The following is a 12,934-nucleotide window of genomic DNA, read 5'->3' on the forward strand; positions in this document are numbered from 1 at the left end:
GCTAGGTGAGCGCAAATCGCGTGACCGCCCTTCCTCCCGGCTTGCGTTGATGTGGATACGGTGCCGAAAGGCGCCGAAAAACCTTCTTCATCCGTCAGATACGAAGCAGCAGGGAAGCTGCGATTCCGTCCAGGGGAGTGACCCACATGGCCCAGGCAAACTTGGCTGCCTACGAGCAGTACGGCGACGAAGCCCTGATGCACCGCTACTTCGAGCTTTCCGAACACGCGGAAGAACATGCCGACGAACTGGCCGCGATCGACGCGGTGATCCAGTCACGCCTGTTCGCCACCTACGGCGCTGCAACTCCCGGCTCGTCGCCACGCATACGCATCGCGGCCTGAGCGGCCGCATCGGTTCACATGAACCGCGGCGTCATCAATCGCTGCAGGAACGACGGCAACACGGCGGGTTCCATCAGCAGCATGAACATGACGCCGTAAGCGGCGCCCGCCAGGTGGGCGCTGTGGTTGACGTTGCCGCCGCCCTGCCGGTCCTTCCAGAACGAATACGCGACATAGCCGATGCCGTACAGGAATCCGGGCACCGGCAACGGCGCCATGATCCACATCCACGGATCGAGCAGGATCGAAGCGAACAGGACCGCCGATACGCCGCCGGATGCACCCAGGCTGCTGTAGCGCGCGTCATGCCGGTGCTGCATGTACGTCGGCAGGATCGCTACGACTATCGCGGACAGGTAGAACAGCACGTAGCCGATGGAGCCGATGTACTGCGACATCACGCGTTCGACCACGCGGCCGAAGAAGAACAGCGTGATCATGTTGAACAACAGATGCGAGAAGTCCGCATGGATGAAGCCATGCGTGAGCAGGCGGTCGAACTGTTTGTTGCGCTCGATCGCCGGCGGCCACAGGATCAGGCGCTGCACGATGGCGGGACGCTCGAAGGCCAGCCACGAAACCGCGGCCGTCACGACGATCAGGATGATGGTGACCATGGTTCTATCGATCCTCGTTCCGGTCCGGCCTCACGCGCGGTAATGGTCCTGCATCGGATAGCGCCGCGCATAGAGCGCGAACACCAGCGCCGCCAGCATGGCGAACCCCGCGAAGAAGAACATCAGGAAGGCGGTTTCGCTCAGGCCCGTGTGCGCGATGTTCGAGATGACCGCTTCATTGCGCACCGCCGCATTGCTCAGCAACACCCACAGGTTGCCGACGGTGACCGACAACAGCCAGAAACTCATGATCGTGCCCTTCATCGACGCGGGCGCCTGGCTGTAGGCGAACTCCAGCCCGGTTGCCGACACCAGCACTTCGCCCATCGTCAGCAGCGCGTACGGCAGCACCTGCCACACGATCGACACCGGATCGCCACCGTCGATGGCCAGTTGCAGCGAGCCCGCCACGATCCACGCCACGGCCGAGAACGCGATGCCGGTACCCATGCGGCGCAGTGGCGTCGGCTCGATGCCCATGCGGCGCAATAGCGGATACAGCACCAGGTTGTTGAACGGAATGATCAACATCACCAGCGCCGGATTCAGCGCCTGCATCTGCGCGGCCTGGAACCACACTGGCTTGGTCATCAGCTCACCCTGGATCACCCAGGTCGAGGCCTTCTGGTCGAACAGCGACCAGAACGGCGTGACCAGCGCGAACACGATGAGGATGCGCAACACGGCACGCACGCCATCGACGGCTTCGTCCGGATGCACGCCGCGAGCGCGTTCCAGCTGCAGTGCCGCGCCCATGCCGCCGAATGCCATCACCAGCACCAGCGCCAGGCAGAACGCCGGCACGAATTCCAGGGAACCGGCCAGCCACATTGCGAACGATCCCGCGGCAAGCACGGCGCCCAGCACTGCAATGACGAGACCCGTTCGCCCCTGCCTATCCTGCTTCGCGGTCAATGCCGTGCGAACGACATTGAGGAACGAATGCGGATTCGGGGGTGCAGCCGGCACATTCGTGTACTTGTGGCGCCCGGCCCAGAAGATCACCACGGCCAGGAACATCAGCGCGCCGGGAATGCCGAACGCGACAGCAGGACCGAAGTTGCGCAATGCCACCGGCATCAGCAGCGACGCGAAGAAGCTGCCGAAATTGATCGTCCAGTAGAACGCGTCGTAGACCACTTTGGCCTTCGCCTTGTTGGTCTGGTCGAACTGGTCGCCGACGAATGCGGATACCAGTGGCTTGATGCCGCCGGATCCCAACGCTATCAGCAGCATGCCGGCATAGAAGCCGGTGGGATTGCCGACGAACAGGGCCAGGCACACGAAGCCCAGCACGTACACCAGCGACAACCAGAGGATGGTGTTGTACTTGCCGAAGAAGCGATCGGAGATCCAGCCGCCCAGCAGCGGGAAGAAGTACACGCCGATGACGAAGGTGTGGAACACTTCCTTCGCCATGTGCTCGCGCTCGGTTTGCGAGGCGATGTACATCAGCAGCGATGACACGAGGAACGGCGTCAGGATGTTGCGCATCCCGTAGAAGCCGAAGCGCTCGCAGGCTTCGTTGCCGATGATGTAGGGAATCTGCCGCGGCAGCTTTCCGGTGTTGGTGGTTTCGATACTGGCTGTCATGGAATCGCGCAGGTTCTTGCCGGCGGAATGCTCCGGCGGACGTCAGGAAAAAGGCGGGAGCACATGCCCCGCCGGCCCGCGGCAGGGTAACACCGGGAGTCAACCGGGCCGGGTGCGCCGGCCCCGGTTCCTTCAGGCCATCAGGCCCATTCGGTGAGGCCTTCGCGTTCGTACAAGGTGGCGAACGAAGGACGCGTCTTCATCCGCTGCGCCAGCGCCGCCAGGTGCGGCCAGGTCGTCGCGGGCTGCGGCATGTTGCGTGACCAGCGCATCAGCATGGCCAGGTAGAAGTCGGCCGCGCTGACGTGGTCGCCGAGCAGGTAGGGGCCATGCGCGCCGAGGTGCGCGTCCAGGCGGTCCCAAGCGGCTTCGATTCGCGGACGCACGCATTCGCGCACGACTTCTTCGTTCGCGGCGCCCGCAGGTTCGTGCGGATACCACCAGATGCGGAACAGCGGCTGCACCGCATTGGCAAGATGGAACATCCACTGCAGGTAGTCCGGACGCAGCGGGCTATCGGGCGCAGGCGCCAGTGCCGCATGCGCGTGGCGGTCGGCCAGCAACATCGCGAGCGCGCTGCATTCGAAGCGCGCCGCCCCCTCGTCGACCAGCGTCGGCACGACGCCGTTTGGATTCAGGCTGAGGTATTCCGGCGACTTCTGCTGCCCGGCCTTGGTGTCGACCAGTCGCAGTTCGTGCGGCACGCCAAGTTCGATCAGTAGCCAATGCACGACCATGCTGGCGGCGCCGGGGGCGTAGTAAAGCGAGTACATGCGGCTCTCTCCTGGGACTATGCAGGGATGATCGCATGCTCCCTCGCCGGCTCGCTGCTGCCGGCATGCTGGCAGCAGCATCAGCGCAATTTCGCTACATCGTCCGCGCGACGGTTATCGTTGCCACCTTCCGACCCGACACGACTCCCCAACATGCCGCGCAATCTCCTGCTCGCCACCGCCCTCGCCTTCTCCATCGGTTCGCCGTTCGCTGCACACGCCGCGACTTCGGGCCTCACCACGGTTTCCGAACGCAGCGGTTTCACCAGGACCGGGCGCTATGACGAAGTGATCGCTCTGTGCGATGCCTTCCAGCGCGAATATCCGAAGGCGGTGCGCTGCTTCAATTTCGGCACGACGCCGGAAGGACGGCCGATGAAGGCGCTGGCGGTCAGCACCACCGGGCACCTCGATCCGCAATCCGCACGCGCGGCGAACCTGCCGGTGCTGCTCGCGCAAGGCGGCATCCACGCCGGCGAGATCGATGGCAAGGACGCGGGCTTCCTGCTGTTGCGCGAGATGCTCGAAGGCAAGGCCGGCAGGGGCGTGCTCGACAAGCTGGTCGTCCTCTTCGTGCCGGTGTTCAACGTCGACGGCCACGAGCGCTTCGCCGCATGGAATCGTCCGAACCAGCGCGGCCCCGAAGAAATGGGCTGGCGCACCACCGCCCAGAACTACAACCTCAACCGCGATTACGTGAAGGCGGACGCGCCGGAAATGCAGGCGATGCTGCGGCTGGCGAATGAATGGGATCCGCTCGCGATGATGGACCTGCACGTCACCGATGGCGCGAAGTTCCAGCACGACGTCTCGATCATGGTCGAGCCTACCAGCGGCGCCGACGAGCCGTTGCGCGCGATGGGGAAGGCATGGCGGGATGGCGTGATCGCTCGCCTGGAGAAGCAGGGATCGATCCCGCTGCCGTTCTATCCCTCGTTCGTGGAGAACGACAATCCGGCATCCGGCTTCGAGCACAGCGTCGCGCCGCCGCGGTTCTCGCAGGCGTATTTCTCGCAGCGCAATCGCCTGGGCATGCTGGTGGAAACGCATTCGTGGAAGGACTATCCGACCCGCGTCCGCGTCACCCGCAACACGGTGCTCGCCGCGGCCGAACTGATCGCCGCGAACGGCAAGGAATGGCTCAGGCAGGAGCGTGCCGCGGACGAGCGTGCGAGCAAGCTGGGCGGCCAGCAGGTCGCACTGGATTACAAAGCCACGGACAAGGTGCGCACGATCGCGTTCCAAGGCTACGAGTACACGCGCATGCCGTCGGAAATCTCCGGCGCGTTGATGACCCACTACGACGAGACCAGGCCGCAGGTGTGGAACCTGCCGCTGCGCGATGAAATCGTCCCCAACCACGTCGTTATCGCGCCGCGTGCCGGCTACATCGTTCCCGCCGCGCATGCTGGCTGGGTGCAGGCCAAGTTGCAGCAGCACGGCATCCAGTCGCGGCGTCTGGAGGCGCCTCTCACAACTGCCGATGTTGGCGTTTTCCGCGCGGACACCACGAAGTTCTCAACGCAATCGTTCGAAGGCCACCAGACGCTTGCCGTCACTGGTGATTGGAAGCCCGAGCGTCGCGAAGTGGGTGCCGGCGCCCTCTTCGTTCCGATCGCGCAACCGAAGGCGCGTCTGGTGATGTCGTTGCTGGAACCGCTCGCGCCGGACGCGCTGGTTGCCTGGGGCGAGTTCAACAACGCCTTCGAGCGCAAGGAATACATGGAGGATTACGTCGCCGAGGAAGTCGCGCGGGAGATGCTGGCGAAAGATCCGGCGCTGAAGGCTCGTTTCGAGCAGAAGCTGAAGGACGATCCGGAGTTCGCCAAGAGTCCGGCGGCGCGGCTGGAATTCTTTGCCCGCCTGCATGCGTCGTGGGACCAGGCTTACAACCAGTATCCGGTGTTGCGCGTCGACGTGCTGCCCTGAAGCAAGTCGCAACGGAGCAGCGGCGGCATCGCTGCAATGTGACCTCGCTCACGCAAGCCATGCATGACAACGATCGGCTCAGGTGTAGCCTGCGCCGATCGTGTTTCCGGGGATATTCATGGCTTCCTACCGTCTTTCGTTGCTGGTCGGGATCCCGGTATGCGTCCTTGCACTGACGGCATGCAAGCCTTCATCGCAGGACAAGACCGTGGCCGATGCTTCAGCTCCGCCAACTGCTTCCGGCACTACGGCTTCAACACACAGGACCGCCACTGCGGTGACCCGCTGGCGCTGCGGCGAGCTTGCCGTCGCGACCCACTTTGATGACGAGTCGCTCGAATCGATCACCCTGGAGACAGCCGATCGCGAGCTGACGTTGAAGTCGATGGCCAACGAGGACGGCGCGCGCTTCGCCGATGCGGCCGGCAACGAATTCTGGAGCCGGCCTGGCAGGGTCACCCTGACCCGCGTCGGCCAGCCCGTGGTCGAATGCACCAAGGATCGCGGCTGACCACAAGCTGCAATTACCGCTAGCGCATACGGCCACGGAAAGGATCGGAAGTTCCTTCGAACAGGCGTTGCGACACGTCGCGTTCGTCCGCTTCGATCTCCCCGATGAAGGCGCGCGCATCGCCGAGTTGCGCGAATGCCGAATACCCGCGTTCCAGGAACCCCTGCAGTTCCGCCAACCCCGCCGCGCGTGCCGGACCGCGCGACAACTTGAGCAGCATCCCCACGCCCGGCGTATGCAACGCCTGCGCCAATCCGATCCCGACGCGCGCAATCAGGTCGATCTGGTGGGCACGCAGGCGCAGCAGTCCCGCGCTGCGATAGGCCTGTGCATACAGCGCGGCATCGAGCGTGCGGCGGCGGGGCGCGATCGTTTCCAACACCTTGGCCATGCGAAGGTCGAAGGCATGCGTGAGCACGCCCAGCTCGATCGCGTCCGCGAGGGTTCCCAGCATCGCGCCGGGAAGCACGCGCTGCATCATCGGCAGAACGCGCGCGATGTCGGCGTCGCGCCGGCTGAAGTCGCGGTCGTTGTAGACGTCGCTGAGAAAGAACTGCGCCGCCGGACGGCGGCGCGGATCGCTGAGGAAGTGGTCGAAACTCGCTTCCAGGCGCAATGCCTGCCAGCGTCTCACTTCAGGCAGCCACCGCAAGCGATTGCGGGGCTCGCGATCGGGATCGTGCAGGGCCTGGTGGCGGGCCAGCAGGCAGCCGAGGCGGCGGGAAAGTTCGCTCGTACGGGACATCGCCACGATCATCACGGGCGCGCGGGACACTGGCAACCGGCGGCACCGCGTCCCGTTTCCGACCTGGGACGTCGGCTACACTCGGCCGACCCGATCCATACGCGAACGCATGCTGTCCTTCCATACCGCCCGCCAACGTGCGCGCACCGGCAACAAGACCCCGCCCCGCATCGGCCTGGCCGTCGCAGGAGGCGGCCCGATCGGTGGCATGTACGAACTCGGTGCCCTGCGTGCGCTGGAAGAAGCTGTCGAAGGCCTCGACCTCTCGCGCCTGGACTGCTATGTCGGCGTGAGCAGCGGCGCTTTCCTCGCCGCGGGCCTGGCCAATCGCATTGGCACGGAAGAGATGTGCCGCATCTTCCTGACCGGCGACAGCGATGACGTGCAGTTCCGGCCGGAAACCTTCATGCGTCCCGCGCTGTTCGAATACATGCGCCGCGCCGCGAGCCTGCCGCGACTGGCCGCGGATTGGTGGCGCGAGCTGCTGTTCTCGCCGGGTGAGTTGCACTGGCCGGACTTCCTGACCCGCTTCGGCGGGCTGGTGCCGACCGGATTGTTCGACAACGCGGAAGTCGAGCGCTTCCTGCGCGACGTCTTCACCCGTCGCGGGCGCACCAACGATTTCCGCCAGCTCGACTCGCGCCTGTTCGTCATCGCCGTCGATCTCGACAGCGGCGAAGCCGTGCGCTTCGGTGGCGAGAAGTGGGATGACGTGCCGATTTCGCAGGCGATCCAGGCCAGCGCCGCCCTGCCTGGCCTGTATCCACCGGTGGAAGTGCGCGGCCGCCATTTCGTCGATGGCGCGCTGCGCAGGACGATGCATGCGTCGGTCGTGCTGGAACGCGGCATCGACCTCATGCTTGGCGTGAACCCGCTGGTCGCCTTCAATTCGGGTGTCGACGCCGATGTCGCGCCCACCAGTCCCGGCCGCCTTGCCGCCGGCGGACTGCCCGCGGTGCTGTCGCAGACCTTTCGCACGCTGCTGCAATCACGCATGCAGATCGGACTGGCCAAGCACCAGCAGCAGTTCCCCGACATCGACCAGCTGATCTTCGAGCCCAACGCGCAGGACGGCGAACTGTTCTTCACCAATGCCTTCAGCTTCGCCAATCGCCAGCGCATCGCCGAGATCGCCTACCGCAACGTGCTGGCCGACCTGCGCACGCGAGCGGACACGCTTGGACCCGTGCTTGCCGCGCATGGCCTGCGCGTGCGCGGGGAAGTAGCCGGTGATACCACGCGTTCGATCATGGATGGACTGCAACCACGGCCGCGCAAGACGGAAACCACCGCGCGGCTGCATCGTGCCCTGGACGACATCGACGCGATCGTGGGGTCGCGGCGGACGCACTGATACCTCGGTACTCCGGCAACGCCGCTTCCTTGGTGTGAAAACTCTAGACAACACCGCGATCTTGGCCCCATCACCCAACTCCCATCAGGGATTCGTCATGGCGAAGTTCAAGAAGACCGCAAAAAAGACCGCTCGCCCCACCAAGGCCAATGCAGCGCAGGCCGAGCAACTGTCGAAGACCCTGAGCGAATCCGCGCAGCAGGTGTGGCTGGCCGGCGTCGGCGCTTTCAGCCGCGCGCAGACCGAAGGCACCAAGCTGTTCGAGGCCCTGATCAAGGAAGGCCTGAAGCTCGAGAACAACGCGCTCAGGTTCGCCGGCGGCCAGGCCGACGCAGTGCGCGGCGCGGTCGAAAGCAAGGTGGGCCAGGCCCGTGAACGCGCGACCGACACCTGGGACCGCCTGGAAAAGGTCTTCGAAGATCGCGTGCAGCGCGCACTCACCAAGCTCGGCGTCCCGGGCCGCGATGACCTCACCGAACTCACCCGCAAGGTCGACACGCTCACGGCCGAATTGCGCAGGCAGGGCGGCAAGCCCATCGCGCAGAAGGCAACGAAGGCGACGAAGGCCACCAAGGCCGTCAGGAAGCCCGCTGCACGCAAAGCTCGCCCCGCTTCCGCCGGGTAAGTTACGCACCATGCCGTGGCGCTCTCGACACCATGGCCAAGCACTTCAGCCCGCCAGTTTCTCCGCAGACTTCCCTCCCCCTGCGATTCGGACTGGCGGGCTTTTTCTTGCCCGTCTGCTGACGTTCTTCACGTTCAAGCCGCTGGTGCCCTGACGTATAGTTTCGCCCTCGGCTTCTACGGAAGGACACCATGACGGTTGCATCGATCCTGCTTGCGTTGGCCACGGCGGTCGTCATCGGTGGTGCCGCCACCGCCTGGCTGTGGCTGGTGCAACGCCCACGCCTGGAACGCATGGAGGGTCTGAAGCTGCTCGCCGCGATGCGCTGGCGGGAATTCTCCAGGCTCGTCACCGACGGCCTGCACAGCCGCGGTTTCGAACCCGAAGCCGCCGAAGAGACAGCCGAACGTGGCCAGGATTCCGTCATTCACCTCAAGCGCGACACCCAGAACTGGCTGCTCGCCTGCAAGCAGGGCCTCAACTACCGGATCACGCCGACAGTAGTGGGCGACATGACCGATGCCGTGCGCTTCCACGGCGCTGCAGGCGGCGTGGTCGCCACCCCAGGTGTAGCCGATGCGGCGGCGCGCAAACTCGCCAACGGCCGGATCGATCTGTTCGATGGCGAAACGCTGTGGCCACTGGTGCATCCGCAGCTCGCGCACAGCGTGCAGGATGAGCTGGCGGGCAAGTCGCGGCAGGCGGTTACTCGCCAGGCCACTATCGCCTGGGCCGGTGCGCTGACGTTGGGCTTGGTTGTCGCCTTCCTCGGCCCGAAGGGCGAAGCGTCACCAGAAGCCGCCGTCACTGCAGCAAGCGCGCCTCCCGCGCCGGCCAGCGCCACGCCCGTTGCCGCGCCGGAGATTGCCGCCGCTCCGGTGAGCGATGACGAGCAGCGCGACGACGTCATTCGCATGGTGACCACGCTGCCCGGCGTCGAGCGCGCAATGTGGAGCACGAAATCGACCCTCCTCGTCTATCTTGCCGATGAAACCTCAGACCCGGTACGCGGCATCTGCGATGTCATGACCAGGTACGACGCACTGCGCACCTCGCGCCTGCACCTGCAACCGCCGGCCAATGCGGGGCGCCCGGCGCGGTTCCTGCAGTGCGCGACGTACTAGCCCGGGCTGGCGAACCACACAAAAACGCGGCTAATGCCGCGTTTTTTCTTTCGATTGAATACGATCTGTAGCGCCGAGCCTGCTCAGCCTACAAATCCGATTGGTCGGAATTGCCCTCCATGGCGCATCGCCTCGAGGAATCCGCCTCACCGAAGGCAGCTCGCGTGCTGCCAATAGGACAGCACGCAAGCGCCCCACTTCTCACCAGTGGACCCCGCGCATCAAGGCGGCGAACGCGATCTGCTCGTTGCTGGGCTGCGACTCGCCACGCAACGCCTTCTTGTCGCCGCGCGCGGCCGCCGAATCCGGGAACAGTTCGAACGCCGTGCTCATCACCACTTCGTAGGCCTTGGGCGCCACCGCATTGATCACCGAGGCGAAGATGCCCAGGCGAGTGGCGATCCGGCTCGGGCGCTCGATGATCCCCTTGACCACCAGGTCCCCCGCTTCGTCCGGCGTGAGCGTCGGCACGCTTTCGTACATCTTGGTCGGTGCGATCATCGGCGTCTTCACCAAGGGCATGTTGATGGTGGTGAAGCTGATGCCCTTGCCCGACAGCTCGCCCTGCGCACAGCGGCTGAACGCATCCAGCGCCGCCTTCGACGCGACATAGGCGGAGAACCGCGGCGAATTGGCGAGCACGCCGATCGACGAGATGTTGATGATGTGGCCGCGGCGGCGGTGGGTCATGCTGGGCATGAAGCCCATGATCAGGCGCAGGCTACCGAAGTAGTTCAGCTGCATCGTGCGTTCGAAATCGTGGAAGCGGTCATAGCTCAGCTCGATCGAACGGCGGATCGAACGGCCCGCGTTGTTGATCAGCACGTCCACATGACCGTGCGCTTCGAGCACCTGCTTCACCAGCCGGTCGCAGTCGGCCATGTCGGAGAGGTCGGCGGTATAGGCGAATACCTTGCCACCGAGCTTCTTCATCTCGTCGCGTGCCTTGAACAGTTCCTCTTCGCCACGCGCCACGATCACCGTGATCGCTCCCGCTTCGGCTACGCGTTGCGCCGTCGACAGGCCAATTCCCGACGAACCGCCGGTGATCACCACGACCTTGCCCTTCACCTTGCCCTTGAGCGAGCGGTCGACGAACAGGTCCGGGTCGAGGTGCCGCTCCCAATAATCCCACAGGCGCCATGCATAGCTTTCCAGTGGAGGTACAGAGATGCCACTGCCGCGCAGCGCGCGCTCGGCTTCGCGGTTGTCGAAGCGCGTGGGATAGGTGATGAACTTGAGCGTTTCCTTCGGGATCTTGAAGTCGCGCAGCAGCATGCCGATGAAGCGCTTGACGGGTGGCAGGTTGCCCACCGCCGCGCGGATGCCGCCGGGCACGAAGGCGAACATGCGTGCATCGATGCGCATCGTCATTTCCGGCGCATGGCCGGCGCGTGCGAAGGTGTTGAGTACCTCGCCGACGCGCATGGGCTCCGGATCGGTCAGGTGGAAGCAGTGGCCGTCGAGCTTCGGCTTGTGTGCGATGTGGTCCATCGCGTCGACCACGTAGTCGACGGGCACGATGTTGATGCGCCCGCCTTCGATGCCGAGCGTCGGCATCCACTGCGGCAGCATCTCGCGCAGTTTCTTGATCAGGGTGAAGAAGTAGTACGGACCGTCGATCTTGTCGATCTCGCCGGTCTGCGAATGACCGACGACCATGCCCGGGCGATAGATGCGCCACTTGATGCGCTTTTCCTGGCGCACCAGGCCCTCGGATTCGTGCTTCGTCGCCAGGTACGGATCGTCGAGCCCTTCGGCTTCGTCGAACATGTCCTCGCGGAACACGCCCGGATACAGCCCCGCGGCCGCGATCGAACTGGTGTGATGGAAGCATCCGGCACCGATCGCTACCGCCAGGTCGATCGCGTTGCGCGTGCCGTCGACGTTCGCCGCCCGCTGCTTCGCCGCATCCACGGTGACGTCGTAGATCGCCGCCAGATGGAAGAAGTGCTTCACCTTGCCGTTCAGCGCCTTGACCTGCGCTGCGCTGACGCCGCACTTGCCCGAGGTCATGTCGCCATTGACGACCAGGACGCGCTTCATGTCCCAGCCCATCTTCTTCGCGATGGCATCGAACTTCTTCTGCGAATCCTTGCGCACCAGCACATGGACGGGGCCCTTGCGCTGCAGCAGCCTGCTGACGAGGTAGCGGCCTATGAAGCCGGTCGCGCCGGTGACGAAGTAGCTCATGCCCCACTCTCCCAAGACGCCGGCCTGTGTGGTCGCGAAGCGGATGCCGGTCTTGCGGCTACGTTGCCAGACGTGGCCGTAGCCCACAATGCCCTCCCGTATTGACCGTGCCATGACCCCATGCTGTGATGCCGCCTCACCTGCACGGAGCCGCGGCCATGGCCGATCTGAAGACCCAATTCGAACAGGCCGCGAAGGACGTCCACGCGTTGTCCGAGCGCCCCGACAACGACACGTTGCTGCGCCTGTACGCGTTGTACAAACAGGGATCGGAAGGCGACGTGTCCGGCACCAAGCCCGGCTTCTTCGATTTCGTCGGCACCGCGAAGTACGAGGCGTGGGCCAAGCTCAAGGGCACCAGCCAGGAGGACGCGATGAAGAAGTACGTCGACCTGGTCAAGAAACTGCGCGCGTGAGCGCCCGCCCGAGTTCGCGATAGATGGCCCGGCAGACCCGCCAGCGCATCCTCGATGCCAGCCTGGCCATGTTCAACACGCAGGGCGAACCCAACGTCACGACGAACCACATCGCCGACGAACTCGAGATCAGCCCGGGCAACCTGTACTACCACTTCCGCAACAAGGACGACATCATCGAGCAGCTGTTCGCGCGCTTCGAAGAGCGCATGGACGCCGCGCTCGCCGCGCCCGAAGGCCGCCTGCCCGGTCTCGAGGACATCTGGCTGCAGCTGCACCTGGTCTTCGAGGCGATCTGGGATTACCGCTTCCTCTATCGCGACCTGGTCGAGATCCTGAGCCGCAACCGGCGCCTGCGCCTGCGCTTCGCCCGCATCCTCAAGCGCGCCGACGACCAGGCGCACGCGGTCATGCGCGGCCTCTCGCAGGCGGGAGTGATGCGCGCCTCCAGCGACGAACTGGCCGCGACCGCCACGAATGTCCTGGTCATCGCGACGTTCTGGCTCAACTACGCCTCGGCCCGCGGCGACAAGGACGAACACGAAGCCATCCGCGCCGGCATCGTGCAGGTGATGATGCTGTTGGCTCCCTTCCTGCGCGATGCGGAGCGGCTGCACCTCAACACGTTGACGCGGGCGTATATCGAGTGACGTCGTGAGGATGTAGTCCTCCGGCTTTCCAGTGTGCAACGGCGGGCGAAGGCCCCATTA

At 64.8% G+C, this 12,934-nt stretch carries 13 protein-coding genes; 8 read left to right on the forward strand and 5 right to left on the reverse strand.

From position 1 onward, the window contains the following. Positions 1-146: 146 nt before the first annotated feature. Entirely contained in the window at positions 147-344 is a 198-nt protein-coding gene (locus ASD14_RS08705) for a hypothetical protein (RefSeq protein WP_056131754.1), read from the forward strand. 14 nt (positions 345-358) lie between these two features. Here ASD14_RS08705 and ASD14_RS08710 read toward each other — a convergent pair whose 3' ends face one another. The 3 genes from ASD14_RS08710 to ASD14_RS08720 all read right to left on the reverse strand — a co-directional run bounded on the left by ASD14_RS08710 (position 359) and on the right by ASD14_RS08720 (position 3,327). Further along, complete coding sequence (locus ASD14_RS08710) at positions 359-961, reverse strand: rhomboid family intramembrane serine protease (protein WP_056131757.1); 603 nt, start codon at positions 959-961, stop codon at positions 359-361. Positions 962-991: 30 nt separating this feature from the next. Next, positions 992-2,554 carry an oligopeptide:H+ symporter gene (locus ASD14_RS08715; RefSeq protein WP_056131761.1) on the reverse strand — a complete coding sequence of 521 codons (1,563 nt, stop codon included), beginning with the start codon at positions 2,552-2,554 and terminating at the stop codon, positions 992-994. A gap of 140 nt (positions 2,555-2,694) precedes the next feature. Continuing rightward, complete coding sequence (locus ASD14_RS08720) at positions 2,695-3,327, reverse strand: glutathione S-transferase (protein WP_056131763.1); 633 nt, start codon at positions 3,325-3,327, stop codon at positions 2,695-2,697. Positions 3,328-3,480: 153 nt separating this feature from the next. Between ASD14_RS08720 and ASD14_RS08725 the strand changes: the two genes are divergently transcribed. Continuing rightward, positions 3,481-5,256 (forward strand): M14 family metallopeptidase, encoded by a 1,776-nt coding sequence (locus tag ASD14_RS08725; RefSeq protein WP_056131766.1) that lies wholly within the window; start codon positions 3,481-3,483, stop codon positions 5,254-5,256. 118 nt (positions 5,257-5,374) lie between these two features. Next, positions 5,375-5,767: an MliC family protein gene (locus ASD14_RS16490; protein WP_082538831.1), complete on the forward strand. Its 393-nt coding sequence runs from the start codon at positions 5,375-5,377 to the stop codon at positions 5,765-5,767. Between the two features lie 19 nt (positions 5,768-5,786). Here ASD14_RS16490 and ASD14_RS08735 read toward each other — a convergent pair whose 3' ends face one another. Continuing rightward, positions 5,787-6,512 carry a hypothetical protein gene (locus ASD14_RS08735; protein ID WP_056132393.1) on the reverse strand — a complete coding sequence of 242 codons (726 nt, stop codon included), beginning with the start codon at positions 6,510-6,512 and terminating at the stop codon, positions 5,787-5,789. Positions 6,513-6,621: 109 nt separating this feature from the next. Between ASD14_RS08735 and ASD14_RS08740 the strand changes: the two genes are divergently transcribed. From ASD14_RS08740 to ASD14_RS08750, 3 genes are all read left to right on the forward strand, one after another. Then, positions 6,622-7,866 carry a patatin-like phospholipase family protein gene (locus ASD14_RS08740; protein ID WP_056131772.1) on the forward strand — a complete coding sequence of 415 codons (1,245 nt, stop codon included), beginning with the start codon at positions 6,622-6,624 and terminating at the stop codon, positions 7,864-7,866. 97 nt (positions 7,867-7,963) lie between these two features. Further along, positions 7,964-8,491, forward strand: coding sequence for a phasin family protein (locus ASD14_RS08745; RefSeq protein WP_082538832.1), 528 nt, complete (start codon positions 7,964-7,966; stop codon positions 8,489-8,491). Positions 8,492-8,682: 191 nt separating this feature from the next. Continuing rightward, the gene (locus tag ASD14_RS08750) at positions 8,683-9,615 is read left to right on the forward strand and encodes a restriction endonuclease (RefSeq protein WP_056131775.1); all 933 of its coding nucleotides are present in this window, start codon (positions 8,683-8,685) and stop codon (positions 9,613-9,615) included. Between the two features lie 201 nt (positions 9,616-9,816). Here ASD14_RS08750 and ASD14_RS08755 read toward each other — a convergent pair whose 3' ends face one another. After that, positions 9,817-11,922, reverse strand: a complete 2,106-nt coding sequence (locus tag ASD14_RS08755) for an SDR family oxidoreductase (RefSeq protein WP_235565342.1) — start codon at positions 11,920-11,922, stop codon at positions 9,817-9,819. A 44-nt stretch (positions 11,923-11,966) separates the two neighbouring features. Between ASD14_RS08755 and ASD14_RS08760 the strand changes: the two genes are divergently transcribed. After that, on the forward strand, positions 11,967-12,224 hold the full coding sequence (locus tag ASD14_RS08760; RefSeq protein WP_056131777.1) for an acyl-CoA-binding protein: 258 nt from the start codon (positions 11,967-11,969) through the stop codon (positions 12,222-12,224). Positions 12,225-12,247: 23 nt separating this feature from the next. Next, positions 12,248-12,874 carry a TetR/AcrR family transcriptional regulator gene (locus tag ASD14_RS08765; RefSeq protein ID WP_056131779.1) on the forward strand — a complete coding sequence of 209 codons (627 nt, stop codon included), beginning with the start codon at positions 12,248-12,250 and terminating at the stop codon, positions 12,872-12,874. Positions 12,875-12,934: the final 60 nt, after the last annotated feature.

Source organism: Lysobacter sp. Root494, assembly GCF_001427225.1.
Lineage (GTDB): Bacteria > Pseudomonadota > Gammaproteobacteria > Xanthomonadales > Xanthomonadaceae > Agrilutibacter.

What these genes read in the sequence shown, in the direction of transcription:
- ASD14_RS08705 (WP_056131754.1), top strand. Translation starts at nt 147, where the DNA reads ATGGCCCAGGCAAACTTGGCTGCCTACGAGCAGTACGGCGACGAAGCC.
- ASD14_RS08710 (WP_056131757.1), bottom strand. Translation starts at nt 961, where the DNA reads ATGGTCACCATCATCCTGATCGTCGTGACGGCCGCGGTTTCGTGGCTG.
- ASD14_RS08715 (WP_056131761.1), bottom strand. Translation starts at nt 2,554, where the DNA reads ATGACAGCCAGTATCGAAACCACCAACACCGGAAAGCTGCCGCGGCAG.
- ASD14_RS08720 (WP_056131763.1), bottom strand. Translation starts at nt 3,327, where the DNA reads ATGTACTCGCTTTACTACGCCCCCGGCGCCGCCAGCATGGTCGTGCAT.
- ASD14_RS08725 (WP_056131766.1), top strand. Translation starts at nt 3,481, where the DNA reads ATGCCGCGCAATCTCCTGCTCGCCACCGCCCTCGCCTTCTCCATCGGT.
- ASD14_RS16490 (WP_082538831.1), top strand. Translation starts at nt 5,375, where the DNA reads ATGGCTTCCTACCGTCTTTCGTTGCTGGTCGGGATCCCGGTATGCGTC.
- ASD14_RS08735 (WP_056132393.1), bottom strand. Translation starts at nt 6,512, where the DNA reads ATGTCCCGTACGAGCGAACTTTCCCGCCGCCTCGGCTGCCTGCTGGCC.
- ASD14_RS08740 (WP_056131772.1), top strand. Translation starts at nt 6,622, where the DNA reads ATGCTGTCCTTCCATACCGCCCGCCAACGTGCGCGCACCGGCAACAAG.
- ASD14_RS08745 (WP_082538832.1), top strand. Translation starts at nt 7,964, where the DNA reads ATGGCGAAGTTCAAGAAGACCGCAAAAAAGACCGCTCGCCCCACCAAG.
- ASD14_RS08750 (WP_056131775.1), top strand. Translation starts at nt 8,683, where the DNA reads ATGACGGTTGCATCGATCCTGCTTGCGTTGGCCACGGCGGTCGTCATC.
- ASD14_RS08755 (WP_235565342.1), bottom strand. Translation starts at nt 11,922, where the DNA reads ATGGCACGGTCAATACGGGAGGGCATTGTGGGCTACGGCCACGTCTGG.
- ASD14_RS08760 (WP_056131777.1), top strand. Translation starts at nt 11,967, where the DNA reads ATGGCCGATCTGAAGACCCAATTCGAACAGGCCGCGAAGGACGTCCAC.
- ASD14_RS08765 (WP_056131779.1), top strand. Translation starts at nt 12,248, where the DNA reads ATGGCCCGGCAGACCCGCCAGCGCATCCTCGATGCCAGCCTGGCCATG.